Origin of the sequence: Nitratiruptor sp. YY08-26, assembly GCF_016593215.1 — a bacterium.
Classification (GTDB): domain Bacteria; phylum Campylobacterota; class Campylobacteria; order Campylobacterales; family Nitratiruptoraceae; genus Nitratiruptor; species Nitratiruptor tergarcus.
Map to the genome: position 1 here is coordinate 61,104 of NZ_AP023063.1, position 21,506 is coordinate 82,609.

27 protein-coding genes and 1 tRNA gene are annotated in these 21,506 nt (G+C 36.4%); 15 read left to right on the forward strand and 13 right to left on the reverse strand.

Features of this window, described 5'->3' with window-relative positions; translation table 11 throughout:
• The first annotated feature begins 49 nt into the window (after positions 1-49).
• Genes speE through JG738_RS10565 form a run of 4 tightly spaced genes read left to right on the forward strand, consistent with a single transcriptional unit; the run spans position 50 to position 2,928 of the window.
• Positions 50-889, forward strand: coding sequence for a polyamine aminopropyltransferase (gene speE, locus JG738_RS00355; RefSeq protein ID WP_201337834.1), 840 nt, complete (start codon positions 50-52; stop codon positions 887-889).
• Positions 883-1,488, forward strand: coding sequence for a dephospho-CoA kinase (gene coaE / locus JG738_RS00360; protein WP_084275017.1), 606 nt, complete (start codon positions 883-885; stop codon positions 1,486-1,488). Before speE ends, coaE begins: the two co-directional genes overlap by 7 nt.
• The gene (gene dapF, locus JG738_RS00365; RefSeq protein WP_201337835.1) at positions 1,475-2,227 is read left to right on the forward strand and encodes a diaminopimelate epimerase; all 753 of its coding nucleotides are present in this window, start codon (positions 1,475-1,477) and stop codon (positions 2,225-2,227) included. The genes coaE and dapF overlap by 14 nt, the downstream gene beginning before the upstream one ends.
• Complete coding sequence (locus JG738_RS10565; protein ID WP_305080196.1) at positions 2,224-2,928, forward strand: glucosaminidase domain-containing protein; 705 nt, start codon at positions 2,224-2,226, stop codon at positions 2,926-2,928. Before dapF ends, JG738_RS10565 begins: the two co-directional genes overlap by 4 nt.
• 83 nt (positions 2,929-3,011) lie before the next feature.
• On the opposite strand, the gene prfA is transcribed toward JG738_RS10565, so the two are convergent.
• Together prfA and rpsT are read right to left on the reverse strand one after the other, a co-directional pair.
• A complete protein-coding gene (gene prfA, locus JG738_RS00375; RefSeq protein ID WP_084275019.1) occupies positions 3,012-4,079 on the reverse strand; it encodes a peptide chain release factor 1 in 1,068 nt (355 codons plus the stop codon).
• Positions 4,080-4,098: 19 nt separating this feature from the next.
• Positions 4,099-4,371, reverse strand: a complete 273-nt coding sequence (rpsT, locus tag JG738_RS00380; protein ID WP_084275020.1) for a 30S ribosomal protein S20 — start codon at positions 4,369-4,371, stop codon at positions 4,099-4,101.
• Between the two features lie 103 nt (positions 4,372-4,474).
• Between rpsT and glmM the strand changes: the two genes are divergently transcribed.
• The 7 genes from glmM to rplT all read left to right on the forward strand — a co-directional run bounded on the left by glmM (position 4,475) and on the right by rplT (position 9,518).
• Positions 4,475-5,812: a phosphoglucosamine mutase gene (glmM, locus tag JG738_RS00385; RefSeq protein ID WP_201337836.1), complete on the forward strand. Its 1,338-nt coding sequence runs from the start codon at positions 4,475-4,477 to the stop codon at positions 5,810-5,812.
• 8 nt (positions 5,813-5,820) lie between these two features.
• Positions 5,821-6,243: a signal peptidase II gene (lspA, locus tag JG738_RS00390; RefSeq protein ID WP_236593250.1), complete on the forward strand. Its 423-nt coding sequence runs from the start codon at positions 5,821-5,823 to the stop codon at positions 6,241-6,243.
• Positions 6,244-6,259: 16 nt separating this feature from the next.
• Positions 6,260-6,334 (forward strand) — tRNA-Val (locus JG738_RS00395).
• A gap of 64 nt (positions 6,335-6,398) precedes the next feature.
• Positions 6,399-8,240, forward strand: coding sequence for a threonine--tRNA ligase (gene thrS, locus JG738_RS00400; protein WP_201337838.1), 1,842 nt, complete (start codon positions 6,399-6,401; stop codon positions 8,238-8,240).
• Positions 8,237-8,770 (forward strand): translation initiation factor IF-3, encoded by a 534-nt coding sequence (gene infC, locus JG738_RS00405; RefSeq protein ID WP_201337839.1) that lies wholly within the window; start codon positions 8,237-8,239, stop codon positions 8,768-8,770. Before thrS ends, infC begins: the two co-directional genes overlap by 4 nt.
• 121 nt (positions 8,771-8,891) lie before the next feature.
• On the forward strand, positions 8,892-9,086 hold the full coding sequence (rpmI, locus tag JG738_RS00410) for a 50S ribosomal protein L35 (RefSeq protein ID WP_084275025.1): 195 nt from the start codon (positions 8,892-8,894) through the stop codon (positions 9,084-9,086).
• Positions 9,087-9,164: 78 nt separating this feature from the next.
• Positions 9,165-9,518: a 50S ribosomal protein L20 gene (gene rplT, locus JG738_RS00415; protein ID WP_084275026.1), complete on the forward strand. Its 354-nt coding sequence runs from the start codon at positions 9,165-9,167 to the stop codon at positions 9,516-9,518.
• A gap of 32 nt (positions 9,519-9,550) precedes the next feature.
• On the opposite strand, the gene JG738_RS00420 is transcribed toward rplT, so the two are convergent.
• Both JG738_RS00420 and JG738_RS00425 read right to left on the reverse strand, forming a co-directional pair.
• The gene (locus tag JG738_RS00420) at positions 9,551-10,705 is read right to left on the reverse strand and encodes a hypothetical protein (RefSeq protein ID WP_201337840.1); all 1,155 of its coding nucleotides are present in this window, start codon (positions 10,703-10,705) and stop codon (positions 9,551-9,553) included.
• A 36-nt stretch (positions 10,706-10,741) separates the two neighbouring features.
• Positions 10,742-11,167, reverse strand: a complete 426-nt coding sequence (locus tag JG738_RS00425; RefSeq protein WP_201337841.1) for a SufE family protein — start codon at positions 11,165-11,167, stop codon at positions 10,742-10,744.
• A gap of 96 nt (positions 11,168-11,263) precedes the next feature.
• Here JG738_RS00425 and JG738_RS00430 point away from each other — a divergent pair, with 96 nt between their 5' ends.
• Positions 11,264-11,485 (forward strand): hypothetical protein, encoded by a 222-nt coding sequence (locus JG738_RS00430; protein WP_084275029.1) that lies wholly within the window; start codon positions 11,264-11,266, stop codon positions 11,483-11,485.
• Here JG738_RS00430 and JG738_RS00435 read toward each other — a convergent pair.
• Complete coding sequence (locus JG738_RS00435) at positions 11,457-12,092, reverse strand: hypothetical protein (protein WP_201337842.1); 636 nt, start codon at positions 12,090-12,092, stop codon at positions 11,457-11,459. The genes JG738_RS00430 and JG738_RS00435 overlap by 29 nt on opposite strands.
• Positions 12,093-12,112: 20 nt before the next feature.
• Between JG738_RS00435 and JG738_RS00440 the strand changes: the two genes are divergently transcribed.
• Genes JG738_RS00440 through JG738_RS00450 form a run of 3 tightly spaced genes read left to right on the forward strand, consistent with a single transcriptional unit; the run spans position 12,113 to position 14,227 of the window.
• Positions 12,113-12,820, forward strand: coding sequence for a Sir2 family NAD-dependent protein deacetylase (locus JG738_RS00440; protein WP_201337843.1), 708 nt, complete (start codon positions 12,113-12,115; stop codon positions 12,818-12,820).
• Positions 12,792-13,643 carry a VIT1/CCC1 family protein gene (locus tag JG738_RS00445; protein ID WP_201337844.1) on the forward strand — a complete coding sequence of 284 codons (852 nt, stop codon included), beginning with the start codon at positions 12,792-12,794 and terminating at the stop codon, positions 13,641-13,643. The genes JG738_RS00440 and JG738_RS00445 overlap by 29 nt, the downstream gene beginning before the upstream one ends.
• Positions 13,640-14,227 (forward strand): DedA family protein, encoded by a 588-nt coding sequence (locus tag JG738_RS00450; protein ID WP_201337845.1) that lies wholly within the window; start codon positions 13,640-13,642, stop codon positions 14,225-14,227. Before JG738_RS00445 ends, JG738_RS00450 begins: the two co-directional genes overlap by 4 nt.
• A 95-nt stretch (positions 14,228-14,322) precedes the next feature.
• Here the strand turns inward: JG738_RS00450 and JG738_RS00455 are convergent, their stop codons facing one another.
• The 8 genes from JG738_RS00455 to JG738_RS00490 are packed head-to-tail and all read right to left on the reverse strand — an operon-like array spanning position 14,323 to position 21,505.
• Positions 14,323-15,558 (reverse strand): CsgG/HfaB family protein, encoded by a 1,236-nt coding sequence (locus JG738_RS00455; protein ID WP_201337846.1) that lies wholly within the window; start codon positions 15,556-15,558, stop codon positions 14,323-14,325.
• A gap of 9 nt (positions 15,559-15,567) precedes the next feature.
• Positions 15,568-16,932, reverse strand: a complete 1,365-nt coding sequence (locus JG738_RS00460; protein WP_201337847.1) for a DUF6844 domain-containing protein — start codon at positions 16,930-16,932, stop codon at positions 15,568-15,570.
• Between the two features lie 14 nt (positions 16,933-16,946).
• Positions 16,947-17,591: a penicillin-binding protein activator LpoB gene (gene lpoB / locus JG738_RS00465; RefSeq protein WP_201337848.1), complete on the reverse strand. Its 645-nt coding sequence runs from the start codon at positions 17,589-17,591 to the stop codon at positions 16,947-16,949.
• 11 nt (positions 17,592-17,602) lie between these two features.
• Complete coding sequence (locus JG738_RS00470; protein WP_084275037.1) at positions 17,603-18,013, reverse strand: YcfL family protein; 411 nt, start codon at positions 18,011-18,013, stop codon at positions 17,603-17,605.
• Positions 18,010-18,750: a GIN domain-containing protein gene (locus JG738_RS00475; RefSeq protein WP_201337849.1), complete on the reverse strand. Its 741-nt coding sequence runs from the start codon at positions 18,748-18,750 to the stop codon at positions 18,010-18,012. Before JG738_RS00475 ends, JG738_RS00470 begins: the two co-directional genes overlap by 4 nt.
• Entirely contained in the window at positions 18,726-19,262 is a 537-nt protein-coding gene (locus JG738_RS10600) for a pentapeptide repeat-containing protein (RefSeq protein ID WP_201337850.1), read from the reverse strand. Before JG738_RS10600 ends, JG738_RS00475 begins: the two co-directional genes overlap by 25 nt.
• Positions 19,263-19,264: 2 nt before the next feature.
• The gene (locus JG738_RS00485; RefSeq protein ID WP_201337851.1) at positions 19,265-20,458 is read right to left on the reverse strand and encodes a TAXI family TRAP transporter solute-binding subunit; all 1,194 of its coding nucleotides are present in this window, start codon (positions 20,456-20,458) and stop codon (positions 19,265-19,267) included.
• Between the two features lie 3 nt (positions 20,459-20,461).
• Positions 20,462-21,505: a hypothetical protein gene (locus JG738_RS00490; RefSeq protein ID WP_201337852.1), complete on the reverse strand. Its 1,044-nt coding sequence runs from the start codon at positions 21,503-21,505 to the stop codon at positions 20,462-20,464.
• Position 21,506 lies beyond the last annotated feature (1 nt).

Below are 21,506 nucleotides of genomic sequence, written 5' to 3' on the forward strand. Positions count from 1 at the left end.
GATAAATTTTTGCTAAAATCAGACAAATTTTATCTTAAATGGAGTGAAGATGTGGTTTGAAGAGATACATAATGACTTTTTCAAGCAGGGCGTCAAAGTAAAAGAGAAACTCTTTGAAACAAAGAGCAGATATCAACATATAGAAGTATATGAGAGTGATGAGTTTGGAAAGATTTTAGTTATTGATGGACACGGAATGTTGTGTGATAAAGATGAATTTATCTACCATGAGATGATGGTGCATGTGCCAGCTTGCACCCATAAAGATCCCAAAAGAGCGCTTGTTATTGGTGGAGGAGATGGTGGGGTAGCAAAAGAGCTTCTGCGCCATCCACAAATGCAAGTAGATTTAGTTGAGATTGATGAAGAAGTAGTCAATGTGAGTAAGAAGTATTTTCCACAAATAGGAGATTGGGATAATCCTCGCCTCAATCTCATCATAGGTGATGGCATTGAGTATGTAAAAAATGTAGCGGCTGGTACATATGATCTAGTACTCATTGACTCAACCGATCCAGAAGGTCCTGCAGAGGGACTCTTTAACCGCAACTTCTATGCCCATGTTTTTAAGATTCTCAAAGATGATGGTTTAGTTGTAGCTCAAGGTGAGAGCTGGTGGATCGATATGCCGCTTCACAAAGAGATTATGGGCGTTATTGGGGAGTTTTTCAAAATTGTTATGCCTTACCGGTTTGAGATGTATATGTATCCAGGATGTAATTGGAATTTTATTTTGGGAAGCAAACACTACCATCCAACAGCAGATATGATTTTACAAAGAGCAGATCTGCTTGATGGATTACGCTACTACAATGCGGATATCCATAAAGCAAGCTTTGTCCTTCCAAACTATGTCAAAAAAGAGCTAGGAGAACTCTATAAGTGGTAACTCCTTTTGCTCATGCTATTGCGCTTACTGGTGGGATTGCAACAGGGAAAAGCACTGTTTGTAATCTCTTGAAACTCTATGGATTTCATATCATTGATGCTGATGCAGTTGCGCATGAACTTCTTGATGAGAATAGCGACAATATTGCAAAGCTTTTTGGTAATCAATATGTAAAAGATGGCAAGGTATTACGTAAGGAGCTAGGCAAACTCATCTTTGGTAACAAAGAGGAGCGTCTTAAACTTGAAAAGCTCCTCCATCCTCAAATAAAAAAACGTATAGAAAAACTTGCCCAAAAAGAGGAGAAATTTAAAGTCCCTTACTTTATTGATATTCCTCTCTTTTTTGAAAAGAGAAACTATCCTATCAAAAAGGTAGTTGTAGTTTATGCGCCAAAAGAGTTGCAGGTAGAGAGGCTATGCAAAAGAGAGAGACTAAGCTTAGAAGAAGCAAGACAACGGATAAAATTGCAAATCGATATTGAAGAAAAGCGAAAAATGGCCGATTATATTATAGATAATTCTCAAGATCTCAAACATCTGCAAAAAGAGGTGGAAAGATTTATAGAGCAAATAAAGGTTGAGTATGCAATTGGTTAAGTATAGTGCCAGTGGAAACGATTTTATTCTCTACCATGCATTTACCAAGCGAGATCGCAGCCAGATTGCACGAGAGCTTTGCAATCGCCATGAAGGTATTGGAGCCGACGGCCTCATAGTTCTCTTGCCTCATGATGAGTATGATTTTGTATGGGATTTTTATAACGCTGATGGAAGCGTGGCCGCTATGTGTGGTAATGGTAGCCGTGCTGCTGCACACTATGCATATAGCTTTGGACTCGCTGGAAAAAAGATGCGTTTTTTGACACTTGCTGGTGCGATAGAAGCAAGTGTAGAGGATGATATTGTAGAGAGCCAACTTACCCCATATACGATCTTGCAAAGAGATATTGAGGAGTTTGGAAGAGAGTGGTGGCTCATCGATACTGGAGTACCGCACTTAGTGACTATTGTGGATGATTTGAAACATTTTGATAAAGATATTGCAAGAAAATTGAGAGAAAAATACAATGCTAACGTAAATTATGCTATAATCCACAGCCCAAAAAAAATAGGGGTACGTACATATGAGCGGGGTGTTGAAGATGAGACACTCGCATGTGGTACCGGTATGGCAGCTTGCTATGTAAAAGCGCAAGAAGAGGGGAGAGTTGATAAGAGTGTCAATCTTTATCCAAAAAGCGGCGAAGAGCTCGCCATTCGCCAAGAAGATAAAAACCTCTTCTTTAAAGGGAGAGTGAAAAAAATTTTTGAAACCTTTAAGGAGGGAATTGTTTGAGAAGAGTTTTAAGTCTATTGGTAATGTTGACGCTGTTTGTTTATGCAGCAGATGGATTACCAAACTGGTATTACTCTATTAAGGATGTGAAATTACAAAAACAGAAATTTTTCGAGATATTGCGTCCATTGGTAGAAAGAGAGAATAAAAAGATTTTGCAACAAAGAGCATTTGTGAAGAGATTTTTCCAAGAGTACAGAAAAAATCCTCTTGTGGATGATGTATTGCTGCAAAAACTAGCTCGTTTGGCAAAAAAGTACCGTATAAAAGAGCTCTATAATGAGCAGGAGTATCTCAAAAAGATTGATACTATTCCAGTATCTTTAGTGCTTGCGCAAGCAGCTCTTGAGAGCGGATGGGGTAAGAGTAGATTTGCCAAAGAGGCCAACAATCTTTTTGGAGAGTGGACATATGGCAAACATGGCCTTGTACCAAAACAGAGAACTCCAGGGAAAAAACATAAAATTCGTATTTTTAAAACTGTAGAAGACTCCATAGCTTCCTATATGCTCAATCTCAACCGTCATGCTGCTTATAAAGAGTTTCGTATGGCACGCTATCTTGCAAAAAAAGAGGGCAAAAAGTTTGATGGACTACAAGCTGCCATGACTATGCAGCGCTACAGTGAGCTTGGAAGACGCTACAATCATCTTGTAACCACTATCATCAAAAAGAATCGTCTTCATGAATTTGAGGGGTAAAATTTTTTATCCTTCTTCTTCAATTATAATAATTAATTAAGAAAAACTACTTTTTTGCTAAAGTATGAGAGTGCGAAGATGGGTTATAGCCCAGCTTCTTGTATTTTTTGCGCTTGGTAGTGGGCAATGAGAGGCTCTATGATTTGATCAAGATCGCCACTTTGCATAATCTCTTCTAGCTTGTAAAGTGTAAGACCTATGCGGTGATCTGTAATGCGGTTTTGAGGATAGTTGTAGGTACGAATTCTCTCACTTCTATCGCCGCTTCCAACTTGCTCTTTTCTATCTTTTGCAAGAGTCTCTTGCTGCTCACGCATCATCTTTTCATAGACACGCGCTTTAAGCACCTTGAGAGCCTTCTCTTTATTTTTGTGTTGGCTCTTTTCATCTTGCATTGCTACAACGATTCCTGTAGGAATATGGGTGATGCGTACAGCACTGTCTGTCGTATTGACTGATTGACCTCCACATCCACTTGAGCGGTATACATCGATTTTGAGATCGTTTGGGTTGATCTCTACATCCACATCATCCACTTCTGGCATAATTGCTACAGTAACAGCTGAGGTATGGATACGCCCTTGCGATTCAGTTTCTGGTACACGTTGTACGCGGTGCGTTCCTGCTTCATATTTGAGACGGCTGTAGACACCTTCTCCTTTGATTTTGGCAATAATCTCTTTATATCCCCCCGTATCGCTCTCACTTGAGCTTACAATCTCTACTTTCCAGCCTTTCTTTTCAGCATAGCGTACGTAGGCTTTAAAAAGATCAGCAGCAAAGAGTGCAGCCTCTTCTCCACCAGTACCAGCGCGGATTTCGAGATAGATATCTTTTTCATCATTAGGATCTTTAGGAATGAGGAGTACTTTTATTTCTTCTTCTAGCTGCTCTTTTTTTGGCTCAAGCTCTTTGAGCTCCTCTTTTGCAAGCTCTCCTAGCTCTTCATCTTCTATAAGTGCTTTGTTTTCCTCTATAGCTTCAAGAGTTTGAAAATATTCTTTGGCTTTTTCTACAATAGGCTCTATATCTGCTTGCTCTTTTGAGAGCATGGTCATTTTTTTTATATCTTGCGTTATTTCTGGAGAGCTGAGAAGCTTATTTATCTCGTTGTAGCGTTCAATGAAGGGTTGGAGTTTCTCTTTTAACATATCTGCCTTGCAGGGCTGCTTATGCAGCCTCGCTCATTGAATTTACTAATTTATGAAGTTTTGATACTTTTCGTGCTGCATTGTTTTTCTTAATGATGCCTTTGCTGACATACTCGTGGATTCTTTTATTTGCAACTTTTAAAGCCTCAACAGCCTTCTCTTTATCACCTGCTTCTACTGCCTCTTTTACCGATTTAATAATATTTTTCATTCTTGTGCGGTAAAATCTGTTTCTCTCTGTTCTCTTTTTTGTTTGGCGTACTCTTTTAAGAGCGGATTTATGATTTGCCATTTCCTTTAATCCTTTTTAAATTAATTTTAGGCTAAAATACTACCCAAAAAAAGTTTAAAATAACTTTAAATTAATAAACTTTTAAGTTTAGAGGAAGAGAAAAATGCAACTTTTTGGAACGGATGGAGTACGTGGTAAAGCTGGTGAAAAGCTGACAGCAATGTTAAGTATGCGCCTTGCAATGGCAGCAGGGATCTACTTTCGCAAAAATAGCAAAACAAATAAAATTCTTGTAGGAAAAGATACAAGACGTAGCGGTTATATGATAGAAAATGCGCTTGTAAGCGGATTAACAGCTGTTGGATATAACGTGATTCAAATAGGTCCTATGCCTACACCTGCAATTGCCTTTTTAACTGCAGATATGCGCTGTGATGCGGGAATTATGATAAGTGCCAGCCACAATCCCTACTATGATAATGGTATTAAGTTTTTTAACCATAATGGTGATAAGCTCCAGGAGTGTGACGAAGAGGCGATTGAGCAGATCTATTTTAATGAGGAGATTATTGAAGAGAATCAAAAGACAGATCAAGATATTGGAGCCTCTAAAAGGATAGATGATGTTATTGGGCGCTATATTGTGCATCTGAAAAACTCTTTTCCAAAAGATCTCACACTCAATAATCTTCGCATCGTTATTGATACTGCTAATGGTGCTGCTTATAAAGTGGCTCCTACTGTGTTTAGCGAGCTGGGTGCTGAAGTAATTGTCATCAATGATAAACCAAACGGCTTTAATATCAATTACAAATGTGGAGCAATGCATCCAGAGGAGTTAGCAGCAAATGTCAAAAAATATCGTGCAGATGTGGGATTTGCACTCGATGGGGATGCGGATAGGCTTGTAGTAGTTGATGAAAAGGGTGAGATTGTAGATGGAGATCATCTACTGGGTGCTCTTGCTACTTTTTTGGATTCTCAAGAAAAATTGCAAAAGCGTACAATGGTAGCAACTGTTATGAGTAACAAAGGGCTTGAGGATTATCTGCAAAGTTGTGATATTTCACTTGTACGCTGCAGTGTAGGGGACAAGTATGTATTAGATGAGATGAAAAAGCGAGGACTCAATTTTGGTGGAGAGCAGAGTGGCCATGTGGTTTTTGGAGATTATGCGAAAACAGGCGATGGAATAGCTACTGCACTGCAAATTACTGCTTTGATGCTCAAAAGCAACAAAAAAGCAAGTGAAATTTTACGCCCCTTTACGCTCTATCCAAGTAGGCTCGAAAATATCTCTATTAAGCGTAAAATACCTCTTGAAGAGATTGAAGGATATGAAAAGCTTCAAGAAGAGCTGAAGCAAAAAGGGTTGCGTCCTCTCATTCGCTACTCTGGTACAGAAAATAAATTGCGCATTCTTCTTGAAGGAAAAGATCGTAAACTTCTTGACAAAGCGATGGAGGAGCTTATCGCATTTTTTCAGCAAGAGCTTGCCTGATGCGTTTCATGTTTGCTTTCATATTAATGGTTGTAGGTGTTTTTTTTATCGATAGAGCTATTAAAGATCTCTTCTTGCAAGGCTTTTATTGGGAGAGCAGATGTATTACGCTAGGTTATGTGCTCAATAAGGGCGTGGCTTTTAGTATGTTTGCCTTTTTGGGCACATCTCTCAAGTGGATTTTGTTAGTTTTGGTGATTGGGGCATTTATTTATGTGTGGCGCGAGAGGATGCTGCAGTCTCATCCTCTGCTTTTTGGTATACTCTTTGGCGCTGCATTGGGCAATCTCTACGATAGATTTGTCTATGGCGGTGTTATTGATTATGTGTACTGGCACTGCTGGTTCGATTTTGCAATATTTAACTTCGCAGATGTTATGATCGATGTTGCAGTGGGGCTGCTTGTTTATTTACATTTTCGTAAAAAATAGGTAAAATAACGCTTGCGGTCGCGTAGCTCAGGGGTAGAGCACTACGTTGACATCGTAGTGGTCAGAGGTTCGAATCCTCTCGCGACCACCATAATTTGGTATATTTGTGTGTTAGTTTTAGCGCATTGATATACCAAATTGCTTAAAGGAATTGATTGGAGCCAATCGCTATAAAAGTTAATGACGAAGTAGTAGATCTACAAACTGCAAAAGATAAAAATATCGATATCGAATCCGCTGAAAAAATCTATCCCGAAAACTCTCCAGAAGCTTTAGAAGTACTTCGCCACTCAACTGCACACTTAATGGCACAAGCTATTAAAGAACTCTATCCCGATGCGAAGTTTTTTGTAGGACCAGTAGTAGATGAGGGGTTTTACTACGACTTTCGCACTTCTCAAAAGATTAGCGAAGAGGATCTTCCAAAGATTGAACAGAAGATGCAAGAGATTGCTAAACGCAAGCTCGATATTACGCGCTATGAGATCCCAAAATCTGAAGCGATTGAGAAGTTTAAAGCTGACGATCTCAAGCAAGAAGTACTCAAGTCTATTCCGAGTGATGTAGTCTCAATCTATAAGCAAGGAGACTTTGAGGATCTCTGTCGTGGGCCTCATGTGCCAAATACCAAATATCTCAAACACTTCAAGCTTACTCGGGTAGCTGGAGCGTATCTGGGTGGAGATGAGACAAAAGAGATGCTTACACGCATCTATGGAGTGGCTTTTGCAGATAAGAAATCTCTCAAAGATTATTTAACGATGATTGAAGAGGCTAAGAAGCGCGATCATAGAAAGCTTGGAAGTGAATTAGAGCTTTTTATGTTCAGTGAGGAGGTGGGTGCTGGTCTTCCACTTTGGCTTCCAAAGGGTGCGAGGCTAAGAAGTAAGCTCGAATCACTTCTGTTTGCTGCTCATAGAAAAAGAGGATATGAGCCAGTGCGTGGCCCAGAGATCTTAAAGAGTGAACTATGGAAAAAGAGTGGTCACTACCAAAACTACAAAGAAAATATGTATTTTACAGAGATCTGTGATGATGAGACAAAAAAAGAAACCTGCGTAGAGTATGGCATCAAGCCAATGAACTGCGTTGGCCACATTATGATCTATAAATCAAAAAAGAGAAGTTATAGAGAGCTTCCACTCAAATTTTTTGAATATGGCGTTGTGCACAGGCACGAAAAGAGTGGAGTACTCCATGGTCTCTTTCGCGTAAGAGAATTTACCCAAGATGATGCGCACATCTTTTGTAAACCGGAGCAGATTAAAGATATCGTTCTTGAGGTATTAGGTTTTGTGGATGAAATAATGAAAAGTTTTGACTTCTCTTATGAAATGGAGATATCCACTAAGCCTAAAAAAGCAATAGGTGACGATGCAATTTGGGAGATTGCTACAAATGCGCTCAAAGAGGCTCTTGATGAAAATGGTCATAAATATGGTATAGATGAAGGTGGTGGTGCATTTTATGGGCCAAAAATCGATATAAAAATTACCGATGCTATTGGACGAAAATGGCAGTGTGGAACAATTCAGGTAGATTTTAATTTGCCTGAGCGATTCGAGCTTGAATTTACTGATAGTGATAATAGTGCGAAGCGCCCCGTAATGATTCATAGAGCGATTTTGGGATCTTTTGAGCGTTTTATTGGTATTTTGATAGAGCACTATGCGGGAGAGTTTCCGTTTTTCATTGCTCCAACGCAAGTAATCTTTGTTCCAATTGCAGATCCCCATAGGGCATATGCGCAAGAGTTGCAGCAAAAACTACTATCAATGGGAATTGATAGTGAAATTTATGATTCTAAAGATAGTCTTAACAAGCGTATTCGCAACGCAGAAAAACAGAAAGTTCCTATGGTTGTGGTACTAGGAGATAAAGAAGTGGAGCAAAAAAGTGTTGCTGTAAGGGACAGAAGAGAAAAAATTCAGTATAATTTATCAGAAGAAGATTTTATTCTTAAAGTAAAGGAGAAATTAAGTGAGGTACGCTTTTGAGTAAGAAAAAAGATGAAGTGCTCTTGAATGAGCAGATACGAGCACGTGAAGTTCGCTGCATAGGAGATGACGGTACACAGTATGGAATTATAAGCCGCGATGAAGCTCTCGCATTGGCTGAAGAGAAAGGCCTTGATCTTGTGCTCATAGCCCCTAATGCCAATCCTCCAGTTTGTAAAATAATGGACTATGGCAAGTTTAAATACCAGCAAGAGAAGAAAAAGAAAGAGGCTAAAAAGAAGCAGACGAAGATAGAAGTAAAAGAGATCAAACTCTCAGTCAAAATTGCACAAAACGATATAGACTACAAAGTCAAACATGCGCGAGAGTTTCTTGAAAAAGGGAAACATGTAAAGTTCCGTGTATTTTTGCGAGGACGTGAAATGGCAAACCCAGAGGCTGGTATAGAAGTGCTCAATAAGATTATTCCTCTCATAGAAGATATTGGCGTTGTAGAAAAAAAGCCTCACCAGGAGGGACGCTATATCAATATGCTTGTTGTTCCAAAAAAAGAGGAGAAGAAAAAGTAAATACTGCTTTGTCGGCATCGAGCCTCTCGATTGCCGATACTCTAACTACTCTTTTGTCTTAAACTCCCATTCAGCCCTTTTTGCTATAATACTTGCCTTAAATTCTACAAAGGGAGTAGCCATGCCAAAGATGAAGACGCATAGAGGGGCTGCAAAACGGTTCAAAAAAACCAAAAACAAAATTAAAAGAGGAAGCGCTTTTAGAAGCCATATCCTTACAAAAAAGAGCCCCAAAACAAAAAGACACCTCAGAGCTCCACACTATGTAAGCAAAGTGGATGAGCCAAGAGTACGAGAGTTAATATCTACATATTAAGATAGTAACTCCACCCATATCGGGTCAAGTCCGCAAAAGCGGCACCTAAAAAAATCTAAAAGGTAAAGGGAGAAAACAATGAGAGTAAAAACAGGTGTTGTTAGAAGAAGAAGACACAAAAAGATTTTAAAGCTTGCAAAGGGTTTCTATAGCGGTAGAAGAAAACATTTTAGAAAAGCAAAAGAGCAGCTTGAGAGAAGTCTTGTCTATGCATATCGTGATAGAAAGCAGAAAAAAAGAGATTTTAGAAAACTTTGGATCACAAGAATCAATGCAGCATGCAGACTCAATGATATAAGTTATTCACGATTTATTCATGGTCTCAAGCAGGCAAATATTGAGCTTGATAGGAAGATCTTGGCAGATATGGCTATGAATGAACCAGAAGCTTTTGCAAAAGTTGTAGAAAAAGCAAAGGCTGCCCTCTCTTAAATATACACTAGGAGCGAAAGCTCCAGTGTTTGTTACTCTTTTTTATAGTTCTCTTCAGTATGAACAAGATCTACTTTCCTACTATTTTCATAAATTGCAAAATCTCTCATAAAAGAGGTATTGAATTTTTTGGCACTTAAAATACCCAGAGGACTTGATTGTTTTTGGCCAGTAGCTGTACACTCTTGGAGCTCGTTATAGTACCAAGCAGGGCAGGTAGTGCGCAAAAAGTTTTCATCACAAGGTCCATCTGTTCCCCACTCTTCCATTATATTTTCAATCTCGTTAGGATTATTGTTATGCAATGTAAGAGGCACTATTTTGCGATAGTATTCATAGCAATTAAATGCTTTGTTGTCATAACTTCCAACAATATGGACACTTCCAGATTTATAGTTGTATGTAGCAGTGCCTTGAAGATGGTGCCTATCATATTGCATATCGTAATTTTCTGTTCTTATAATATTGTCAACAGCAAGAGTTTGAACAGCTAAAGACCATGGATTGAGTGCATTTAATTTGCAATTATATTTCACGTTTCCCTGGTACCAAGAGGATCGCACCATTGATACTTGACTGCCTTGATAGCTTTTTTCAATTCTCTCTTCACATGTATGTTTTTGCTCAGCACTACTGCTTTGTTGTGATTCTGTGGTATTGAAATGCACTTGCATTGAGGTATCTATTGAAGCAGAGAGGTTTGGTAAAGGATCTGGATTACCGTCACCATTAATATCGAGATAATCAAAATCGTGATTTGACTTTGCTCCCATAAGTTTATACACTTTACTATTGACAATGTATACCCATGAAAATGCACTAGCATGTTTTTGTCCATAGAGTTCATAATCTTTAGGAAAATCTATTTTGACAAAGTATCCTGAAGGGTTGTTGAGATTAAGATCTTTGGGTATTGTAGTTAGTAACAACCACCCAAAGGTGTCTTGATCGGTTGGTGCTTTTCCCATAAGACGATAAGGAGTTTTTTGCGCATTATTGGCAATATAAAGCCAATCGCTGCGATCGATTTTTCCATCTTTTTCAAAATCGTACTGATAAAATGTGCCATTTACAGGCACACTTTTACTCTTTAAATAATCGATAAGAGAGCCCAGATAATCAGCGCTTGGAGCGTCCATGGCAAAAGAGAGTGTAACGCTTATTACAAACAAAGAGATTTTTTTCATCTGTTTACCTCTTTTTTGCCAAAATTATAGCGCAAACTACATATTTTGCTCTTTACACTTTTGGGCAGCTGCATAGATACGTTTTAAAAAGGCTTCCATCCCTTGTAGTCTTGTAGGACTTAAAATTTTATCAAATCCTAGGGCATAGAGTTTTTGGGGATCAAAAGAGAGAATCTCATCAGGAGAGCGGTCGTTAAAGATTTTGAGCATCAATGGGATCATCCCTTTTGCTAATTCACTGCTTCCTTCTACGGTGAAATGCAATTTACCATCTTTACACTCTTCAATCATCCACGCATCACTTGCACAACCGTGAATCTTTGTTTCATCATTTTTGAGTTCTGGCGGGAGATGCATTTCATTTTGCTCACCCATCTCCAAAATATACTCAATAATAGCGTTGGGATCGCCAAGAAGCTCGAAATCCTCTTTAATCTGGTTGATTGTCTCTTCCATTGTCATTTTGTATCCTTTTTAAGATTTTCCTTAATATAACTTAAATAAGATAAAATTACTCTTAATTTATTTAGGGTATAATTTTGTAAAAAAGGAGCATATATGCCACATCATAAACATCATGAAAAGCTTGAACGTCTCAAAGATGCTATTAAAAAAAGTGAGAATCTAAGCGAAGAAGAGAAATCAAATGCACTCAAGCATATTGAAGAGTGGTATATTGAGGATCAAGCTGACCAGTATGTGTGGAGTAAGCTTAAAGAGAAACTCCTTGAAATCAGTGCAAAGATAGAGCCTATTTTGGCTGAACTTGGCTTTTTGTAGGAGTATGCAAGAGTCGAAGAAGCTCTTGCTCTAACCTTTTTTGCGAACCTATTGCAATCTCTTTGCCTTCTAGATTATTTTTTACTACCGCATAGTTTTTCTGTTTCTCTATTTTTATAATGTTTGCTTCTACTATCTGCAGCTTACCATTTTTGACAAGCAAATAGTTTTTATTGCCATATGTTATAAGCGCATCCAAAGGTATGATATATGCAGACTTTTTCTTGTATAGGAGTTTTACAGGTACATGTTTTTGCCTTATAGGTGTTTTTATAATAGGAGTCGCAAGGAGAATGAAGTTTTTTTCTTCTTTTACTTTATGAAGTGGATAGCTATGGTTGTTATAGATGAGTTTTTGGGGTAAAGCATTTTTTGGTACCTTTACTACTAAGTAGTTTGATGCAAAGAGAGCAATTTTTGTTTTTGTATCACCATTTTGTATAGTATTGCGATCTTTTTTATGTGCAAAACTATCTACAGATGGCGTCACACTTATTTTTTGGGGCTTTATAAATTGCAACTCCTCTTTTTTAGCAAGCTTGATGGCTCCGAAGATAACAGCAATGCCAATAATCAAAATTGTGAGATATTTTGCAATTTTGTTCATAACTCAATTATAATATATTTATGAAAATATATCTTTTAAGTGGAGCAGGCCTCAGTGCTCCAAGTGGTATTCCAACATACAGAGATGATGGGCTATGGGATGAGGTAGCGATTGAGGAGGTAGCTACGCATGATGCATGGCTTCGCAACCCACAAAAAGTTATCGCATTTTTTGATAAAAAACGTCAAGAGCTAGCTTATTGTAAGCCAAATGCTGCCCATTTCTACTTTACAAAACTTCAAAACTGTGTGCATTTGACACAAAATGTTGATGACTTATGTGAAAGAGCAGGGCAGGAGCCTGTGCATTTGCATGGTAAGCTCACAGAGGTGCGGTGTGATAAATGTAAAAGTATTTGGGACATTGGATATACTCCGCAACCTCACCTTTGCCACTTTTGTGGCAGCAAAAGCGTACGGCCAAATGTTATACTATTTGGTGAAGTTGCACCAAACTATAGGTATCTCTATACAACAAAAGCGGATGTTTTCATCGCTGTAGGTACAAGTGGAGCAGTTATTGATATAGCTGACATTGCACAACAGTTTCCAGTATCAATTCTTATAGATCCAAAGCGTCGTAAACGCACAACAATGTTTGGAGAGTTTGATATGTATATAGATGAATACTTTAGCTATTTTATTCAAGAAGATATAGTAACTGCAATTGATACATTGGATATTTTATTAAAGGAGATTGATGGAGGCACTCAAACAGCAACAAAATGAAATTAATGAGTTTTTTATCTATATGGAGTTGAGCAAACTCCAAAGAGATCCCCACAATAAAAAGATTCTCCAAGAGATTGCATTGCAAGAGAAAGAGCATTATACATTTTGGAAAAACATCACAGGAAAAGATCTCAAACCGCAAAAGTTTGTAGTGCTTTGGTATGTTTTTTTAGCTAGACTTTTTGGACTCAGTTTTGCTTTAAAGTTGATGGAGAGAGGAGAGGAGAGAGCACAAGCATTCTATAGACGCCTCATTATGAAATATCCTGAAGCAAAAAAGATATTTGATGAAGAGAATATGCATGAAGCTAAACTCCTCTCGCTCCTTAATGATAGTAAATTACGTTATGCTGGTGCAGTAGTTTTAGGGATGAACGATGCGCTCGTAGAGCTAACTGGAACGCTTACAGGTATTGCGTTAGCTTTTAATAATGCTCAATATGTTGGTATAACTGGAATAATAATGGGAGTTGCAGCATCTCTTTCTATGGCTGGTAGTGCCTATTTGGAAGCGAGAGAAAATCAAGATAGTGGAATAGAGCCTCCAAAATATGCCCTCTACACGGGATTTGCATATATTCTTACAACAGTTTTTCTCGTAACGCCTTTTTTCTTTGTAGCAAAGGCAAAAGTAGGGCTTGCATTTATGTTTTTGTCTGCAGCTCTTGCGATAATTATCTATAATTTCTACATTGCAGTTGCAAAAGATGAGGATTTTAGTAAGCGATTACGAGAGATGTTTGTTATTACATTTGGTGTAGCGCTCATATCATTTGTAATTGGATATGTTGTCAATAGATATTTCGGGATAGAGATTTGATAGAGCATATTATTCAACTCCTTGTAAATTTTGCTGATAGTTTAGGATATGTCGGAGTCTATTTTTATATGTTGCTTGTAGGAACTTTTATTCCTGTTCCAAGTGAGATAGTTCTCATTCCTACAGGATATCTTGCTTCCATTGGTAAAAAGAGTTTTTTTCTGCTGCTTTTTAGTGGAGCATTGGGATCTCTTAGTGGCGCGCTCATAAACTACTTTTTGGCTAAATGGCTTGTGAAGAAGCATCGACAAAAAGCACTTTTTCAAAAAGTGATCAAATTTTTTGCGCGCCATGGAAAAATATCGGTTTTTTTAGCGCCTTTAACTCCGGGACTTGGGCAATACATTTCGATCCCAGCAGGAATTTCTCAAATGCCTTTGCGTTACTTTATCCCTTTTACATTGAGTGCCAACATTATTTGGGTAGGTTTTATGCTTCTTGTGGGCTATATTTTTGGAGAGGGAAGTAGAGCAAAGAGTGCTGCAACTCTTGGATCGCTTTTCTTGTTGGGATTTGTTATTATTGTAGCTACCATTTACGTATGGAGAGAGGTGAAAAAAGAGGATCTTCCCGCATATAGGTAATGGTGTAAGAAAAAATTGAGAAGAGCTATCTACATTTTTTTATCCCCAACGGATAGGCAAAAAGGAACTTTTCAATACAACAACTTGAGTATCAATTATTTGTGAAACATCTCATCAAACATAGATTCTTTACCCATATTTTGAGTGTTGGAATCATCTTCTTTTGGGGTAGATATTTTTTTAAGTATTGCACCTTTTCTTGCTTTTCCTTCAACTACTTTTGCATAGGAGATTTTTGGAAGTACTTTTGTGATTTTCACTGTTCCAATTTTTTTCTCTTCTCTTCCAAGTGACTCTTTTGTATAGGGATCGTATAGTCTTGTACCAAGTTTATATACTTCATATTTTTCCCCCGTATGTATAAAATTTCCACCCATGTTGACCACTACTCTATCTCTACTAACGCTTACTATTTTAGGGGGATAGATATTAAAAATGATCTGCTCGACTAAAACCTGGGCAATTTTATCTCCTGCTTTTACTACGATACTTTCTGCTCTTCTTGCAGGAGGAAGTTCAAACTCAATGTCAATAGTATCAGACCATTTAATCTGTTGGGTTGGGATATTTAATATCCTATATGCTATGGTAGCGTAGGCTTCATTTTTTGAACTACTTTCTCCTGTATAGTAGTTGTTTTCTATATTTTTATTTACCCCAAAATCCAATATCTGGCCAATGACAAAATAGTCAGCTCCAAGTCTTTTACCAAGTCTTGCAAGCTCAACTGGATCGCTATCCCCACTTGTAAGTAACTCTTTTTCTACTTGGTAATATTTGCTATTTTGTCTATCAAGCACTGTAAATTTTCTTGTTTGTGTGATCTTATTGACAATAGATTGTGTGATGCGATCAGACAATGCTTTACCGTTGATTGAAACACCATAGAGGGTGTAATTTTTTTTGTATTCAAAAGGAAGCACTGCTAAGGAGCGGCGATTGCGAGGATTGAGTCCAGGGGATCTATATTTTGCAAAGTAGGCTTTGACTTTTGCTTTATACTCTTTAGGAGAGATTTTTTTAACGTAAATGATTTTATAGCTATTGATAAATCCTCCAGTTGCACTAAAAATGCTATTGGATGTCCTATCAGTAACTTTAATTGATGCCTTATACGAATCATTGACAAATATGTGAGCTTCATGAATTTTTCGCTGCAATCTTTTTTGTGCTGAAATTGCTATTCCTTTGACTTGTCCAACTGCATTAATCAAAGCATTTTTAACAGCTTCATCATATGTAGTGCCGTAGCCCTGGGCTACGATAGAGATAGTTTTTATACCTGCAAGAAGAGAAAGTGAAAAAAGAATTATTAGTAGTATCTTTTTCATTTATAGCCTTTAGAAATCATTTATATCATTTACAATTTGGCTTTCTCCAAATCCACTTTTACCACTTTTGTTTGTTGTATGTTTACTTGTTTGTTTGTACCCTTTTTTAAATTGATTAATTTTTTGTAGAGTCGCATATCTCCAGACTCTCACAGCACCTACCAATTTTTGTCCTGTTGGAAGAGTATATCTCCATGTTTTTACTGTACTGACTCCTTGTAAATTCATGGATGCATGAGCTTGAGCTTGTTTATTTGTAATGTCGATTATATTTTTAATTGTTTTTTCAATCGTATCGCTGTCTGGTTTAAGTTCTCGTTCTACATATTTTCTAATCTCTTCACCTGTTTGTCTTGATGTTTTTGTACTTAGATAACCATTTACTAGCATTGCAATTTGTGCATCAGCATTTGATATTGCACCCTCTTTTGCATTTTGTTTGAGTCTAACATTGATATAGTGATCTTTATTTGGAATATAGCTTTGTATTCCGTAAGAAATTATTGCTGGAGTTCCATCGATATCATATACAAGACGTGTACCTAGTGTTTTTGATAGATCTTGTGGAGAGTCTGGAATTAAAGATCGTATATCTCTCCCTTTGCCTTTAATGAGAGATTTTCTATGGTATTTAATATCTTTTGCAATCTGTTTAGTTTTAGGGCTGACGACAGCGATAACACCTACTACATAATTACCATTTTTATCTGATGCCCATGCTGATTGAATGGTAAAAATACCAGAAACATCGCCGCTTGCTTTGGTAATTACATTTTTTATAAATTTATCTTTGAAGAGATCTTTTTTCTGTTTTGGAGACATGTGTTGCAATTCTTTAGGATCTACTCCAAGTCCAATGAGCTTTTTATCGAGAGTTTTATCAATTACATCTAGATTTTTATCCAAAATTGTTAGAATTTTCCCCCAAAAGCCTCTTGTGTAATTGTTTGGTAACTCAATTTTCGCTGCATTTGTCGAAGAGTCCGAAAAAAAATGTCTTATCTCATCAACTGTTTCTCTACCATACATATCTTTTGCATACTGTTCCATAATAGCAAAGAAAGCTTTATCATATGCATTGACTAAAGCATTTCCAAACTGGGGATCTGTTGCAGGAATTGATACTGCTTCTTGTGCATAATAGAAAAATTTTCCATTTACTTCCCCAAAAGAAGGAATTCCTACTTTTTGTAAAAATGCATCAGCCCAGTCGTCTATTTTCTCTGAGGCTGTTGGAACTATAGGTTGAGATAAGCTGTTTTGCTCTTGTATATCTTGCTGATTGATACTATTTTGTGATGCATTGGCTGAAGATATTGATACAAGAAGTGAACTAGTTATTAAAGAATGTAATAGAATTTTATATATTTTCAAGGTATTCCCCTTTCTTACCATGGTGCAGATTTAGAGCTGCCAGCTTTACTAATAACCTCTTCACCTTCCCAAAAAGCCAAGCCACTTGTTACATCTGTAAGACTCATTTGTATATAGTAATCAACTCTTTGTTCTCCATTTGCTAACTTTGAAACCCGCTGAATGATTTTTCCAGACAGACTCAAGTCTGGAGCAACAACTGTTCCTTTTTTTGCAATTGTTTTTTGATTAAACTCTTTGTTTTTTCTAAGCTTTCTTAGCTCCAATGTCGCTCTATCTTCCGGACCTCCAGCTCTAAGAGCAGTTGTTACGATAAATTTGCCACTATTAAGAAGCGCTATACGTATTTTTTTGACTATCTGGTCAATATCGAGGCGCTGTGTGGTATCATTTGTAAAATCACTAATCATCATAATAAGAGGTTTTCCCTCTTTTTTCATTTTTGTCTCATACATTTTGTTGAGGTAGGGAGAGCGTAGCATAGAATCTACAAGTTTCAGTGAAGCTCTTTCAATATCTTCATAATCAAGACCGAGAGTTGTCGGTGTAGATGTGCCTAATTTTTCTTTATCAATATAGTGGGGTTGACTACTTACTGCACATCCAGAAACAAATATGCTTGCTATTATAAGAGATATATAAATGGTTTTTCTTTTCATCATCTGCTCCTTTACTGTTTTACTCTTATATAAAATTTGAAAGACTCGACTTGAGGGCTATGAGCAATTCCTTGAATTGTTTTATACTCCATAGCATTGAGTGTAAGAGGCAGCCAAGGCGTTGCATCAACTTCAAATCCGGTATCATCAAACCATCTAAATCGATACTCTAGCTCATATTGCTCCTGTTTATGGTTTTTGATATCAACAGAGACATGCAAAAGGTCATTAGTATACTTGGAGTTATAGCTGACAATAGAGACTTTATAATCTAATGGAATATTGTTGATAATATACTCGTTGCTTATACTTTTTAAAACGTTGCTTGCACTTTTGTGTGCAGGGTATGTAGAGGGGGCACATCCGGTTGAAAGAATGAGCACTGCAATAATACTCCATATTTTCAAAGTCTTTATGTTCACTTTTTCTCCTTTTTTATGATGTGTAAATCACCATTTATAGATTTTATTAATGTAAAATGTTCATCTTCTGGTTTTATAATCACATCTCCTGTTCCTTTTAAAATTAAGGTTTCAATCTTTTCTATTTCCAAAAACAGATCACCACTGTAGTTAATAGTAGCTTTTTGAACATCTTGCAATTTGATTTGAGCATCTCCAATTATATCTAAAGAAATGGTATTAACTGCATTTTTAAACTCAATGTCTGCATCACCTTGAACTGTAAGATTGAGTGTATCGATTTTTTTATCAATTTTTAAAAATGTATCACCAATAAGAAAAATGGTATGAATATTGTGAATATATAAATCTATTGGCGCACCATAAGCAATCTCTTTTGAGTCTTTCAACTCCAAAGTTTTCTTTGCTATTTTGAGTTCGTTTTTTAGTATTTGAGGAAATATAATTTTGCACTCTTTGTCTCTATTTTGTATATGAAGAGTCATTCCATCTATCTTGAATACTCCTTTGTCAAAACTGCATTGAATATTTTTTGCGATCCTTTTTTTTAAGTCTTGTTTATGAGGAGCCGATACTTTTTTCCCGTTAATAATGATTCCTGTATTGCCATGCACAACGCTACCAGGAGATATTATTGTCTTGTTTGAGATGATATTGCTATCAGCAAAGAGGAGTGTATTTCCGATGAATAACAAAAAAATTGCAAGTAAATTTATCTTTTTTGTACAAAGATACATTTTTCAAAACTTCCTTTCATACATTTTTTCCCATTGGGCCAAATAGCTGAAGATAAATCGCTTTTTATAAATCTGCAATTATGTAATGTTGCTTGTACAAAACTGGTTCCTGGTAACTTTGAATAGATAAAGTCTATAAAATGTAATTTTGCATTATTGAAATAGGAAAACTTTATTTCACTTTTTATAAATTTGCTAAATTTTATGAGAGTCAATCTAAAGTCACTATTGTAAATGGTGCAGTTTTTAAAAACTACTTTGTTGAATTTACTATTGCGAAAATTGGTTGCATTAAAATTACAATGAATAAACTCTACATTTTCAAATTTGTAATTTTTAAAATCCTTTTTATTAAATACCTGATCACGGAATATTTTGTTAGAGATAGTTCTTGTACCTAAGAGCTGTTTTTTGAATTGATCTATTTTATTATTAATAGGATTCGTTTCAAAAACATACCCAAAGAGAGACGACGATATGAGAAAAAAGAGTATAAAAGTATTTGTAAACATCGTTATAACTGTTTAAATGTTATGGTTGTGCTGTAAAAACAGTTGTCATTACATGGAACAGGTAAAACCTTGTTAATAATATATTTTCTTTTAATGTGGGCCTTTTTGAAATATCTGTTAATAAGTTTTGCATGCTCAATAGCTTCAACTTCATTGCCTTTGCTAATAATGACGATTTTGCAAGATGGCTCCTCTTTAATCTCTTTTTTTATGAGTTTTATAGCATTGTCCAATTTGGTTTTTTCGACAATATAACTTGTGCCATAATTGTCAAAATTTTTGTTTTTTAATGCTATAGGATAAATTGTAATATCTTCTATATCATCGTAATAGAGTTTTTTTGCTATTTTCTTTTTATGTTTAGCATGAGTGATACTAGGAGATTTTTGTTGTAGTGTAATATGTTCAGCACAGACAAAATAGATGTAATCTTCAAGCTGCACTGGAGTATTTCTTGTAAAACCACAAAGATATTCTCTCTCTCCTTTTACTAAAAGTGTGGCAAGGAGTTTATGGAGATCTGTTTTTGGAAGTCTCTTTTCTTTCTGTGTAGTTGAGAGTAAAAATTTATCTAGATATGCAGTTCTTATGCTATTGTTATTATCAATATCGAAAAAGCCCAGCTTATAATTGCTATCTACTACAGGAATAAAATTGTAAAAAGGGTAGAGATAAGCAATATCTTTGATGTTGCCTATATAGAAAAAGGCATCGGCTTTGCTTCGTTTTAAATATTTTATAGCTTCATTCTTCTTGATATTAAAAATTTCTGGCGTTAGGGTATATTTTTCTTGGAGATTGAGGAAGGTATAAAAATCTCCACTCCCTTCACTATCAACTATCACTCTTCTATTGGAGAGGTCTTTGAGATTTTTTATTTCACTATTTTTTGGAGTAATTATAAGTATAGCTGCTCTGTAAAGAGGAAAGATAATTTTTAATCTTTCTTTAAGCGCAAAATCTTCTCTTATTAGATCTTTGATAATATCTTCTTGGACAACTGCTAATGAAGTAGAGGGATTTTTTAGAAGAGAGCGTAAACTCTGAATATCGCCTTTTGTCTCTTCGATAGTGAAATATGTATTGAGAATGCTGTTACTAATGACATTATAATCAGATGTACCTTGGTAACTCGTAGCGATTTTATCTGCAAAAAGAATAGCTGATAATAGCAATATATAAAGGAGTATTCTCATGCTTTACTCCAAAATTGATTTTAAAAGTTTTTTTCGTTTATACTCTATTTTTCTTTTTACCTGTGTATTTGGTAAATTGATCAAGAGTTTTACAAAAAGCTCCGGTGTGATTGTATCATCTGGCGGGTATATGCCATACTCTTTTTTAAATCTAATTATGTAGTTGTAAAAATTGTTTTCATTCATATCTGGATAAAATTTTCCTAGTAAATAGTAGACGTATATAGCCTTTTTTTCCGGTGGAAGTGAACGAAATTTTCTTTTATAATTGTTGATTACCTGATATTCTGGCATTGCTCCTGGAATTGCCAACCAATATGGAAGGAGTCGTAGTTTTCCTAATAACTCTACGCTGCTTGCTTCTGCTAAAAGTCGGAGGGATTCATGCACACCATTTTGTACACTTGCGCTTCCTGTTAGAGCATAACCACTTCCGGCTATATTGAAGCCTACTTCATTTGAGTCGGTAAGTCGTTTTATAATAACTTTGTTTTTTGCGAAAGCAAAAGGTACATACTCTAGTGTATTTAAATTTATAGCTCGTAAATCGACCCCCAGTTTAATTTCTTGGTATCCATAATCAGCTTGTTTGCTTATGTCCGTTTCCCCTTGTCCTTTTCCAAAGTAGAGTCCAAGATTGTAATTTGCATTTTCGCTTTTGATTGCATCAAACTCACTAATTTCACCTTCAATAACAAAAGCTTCTGCTCCTTTTGGGATAAAGTCTGGATTGGAGACAACATGCACTTTGTATCCCATATTCATAAAAGAACTTTTGAGCATACCGGCAATATCCTCGGGAACTTTTCCTATTCCTGTTGTTTTATTCGTTATAGGCTGAATATAGATGTAGATATCTGGATCTTCTATCTCATAGAGCATGTCGCCTATTGTCTGCAGGGAGACACTATATTTAGTTTCATTAGTTGTTACCTCTTGCTTCGGCTTTTCAAGTTTTGGAATTCTTTTTTTAGCAGCTGCAATTCCACAGCCACTTAGTAACATTACTGTTAAACCCAGACTGAGATACCATGCTAGTTTTTTCACT

Coding starts and splice junctions, on each gene's coding strand:
- JG738_RS00455 (WP_201337846.1), bottom strand. CDS start 15,558: ATGAAAAAGATACTACTAATAATTCTTTTTTCACTTTCTCTTCTTGCA.
- speE (WP_201337834.1), top strand. CDS start 50: ATGTGGTTTGAAGAGATACATAATGACTTTTTCAAGCAGGGCGTCAAA.
- prfA (WP_084275019.1), bottom strand. CDS start 4,079: ATGTTAAAAGAGAAACTCCAACCCTTCATTGAACGCTACAACGAGATA.
- dapF (WP_201337835.1), top strand. CDS start 1,475: ATGCAATTGGTTAAGTATAGTGCCAGTGGAAACGATTTTATTCTCTAC.
- JG738_RS00445 (WP_201337844.1), top strand. CDS start 12,792: ATGGAGGCACTCAAACAGCAACAAAATGAAATTAATGAGTTTTTTATC.
- rpsT (WP_084275020.1), bottom strand. CDS start 4,371: ATGGCAAATCATAAATCCGCTCTTAAAAGAGTACGCCAAACAAAAAAG.
- JG738_RS00430 (WP_084275029.1), top strand. CDS start 11,264: ATGCCACATCATAAACATCATGAAAAGCTTGAACGTCTCAAAGATGCT.
- rplT (WP_084275026.1), top strand. CDS start 9,165: ATGAGAGTAAAAACAGGTGTTGTTAGAAGAAGAAGACACAAAAAGATT.
- lpoB (WP_201337848.1), bottom strand. CDS start 17,591: ATGAAAAGAAAAACCATTTATATATCTCTTATAATAGCAAGCATATTT.
- JG738_RS10600 (WP_201337850.1), bottom strand. CDS start 19,262: ATGTTTACAAATACTTTTATACTCTTTTTTCTCATATCGTCGTCTCTC.
- JG738_RS00425 (WP_201337841.1), bottom strand. CDS start 11,167: ATGACAATGGAAGAGACAATCAACCAGATTAAAGAGGATTTCGAGCTT.
- JG738_RS00420 (WP_201337840.1), bottom strand. CDS start 10,705: ATGAAAAAAATCTCTTTGTTTGTAATAAGCGTTACACTCTCTTTTGCC.
- JG738_RS00485 (WP_201337851.1), bottom strand. CDS start 20,458: ATGAGAATACTCCTTTATATATTGCTATTATCAGCTATTCTTTTTGCA.
- glmM (WP_201337836.1), top strand. CDS start 4,475: ATGCAACTTTTTGGAACGGATGGAGTACGTGGTAAAGCTGGTGAAAAG.
- rpmI (WP_084275025.1), top strand. CDS start 8,892: ATGCCAAAGATGAAGACGCATAGAGGGGCTGCAAAACGGTTCAAAAAA.
- JG738_RS00475 (WP_201337849.1), bottom strand. CDS start 18,750: ATGTATCTTTGTACAAAAAAGATAAATTTACTTGCAATTTTTTTGTTA.
- JG738_RS00440 (WP_201337843.1), top strand. CDS start 12,113: ATGAAAATATATCTTTTAAGTGGAGCAGGCCTCAGTGCTCCAAGTGGT.
- lspA (WP_236593250.1), top strand. CDS start 5,821: ATGTTTGCTTTCATATTAATGGTTGTAGGTGTTTTTTTTATCGATAGA.
- JG738_RS00435 (WP_201337842.1), bottom strand. CDS start 12,092: ATGAACAAAATTGCAAAATATCTCACAATTTTGATTATTGGCATTGCT.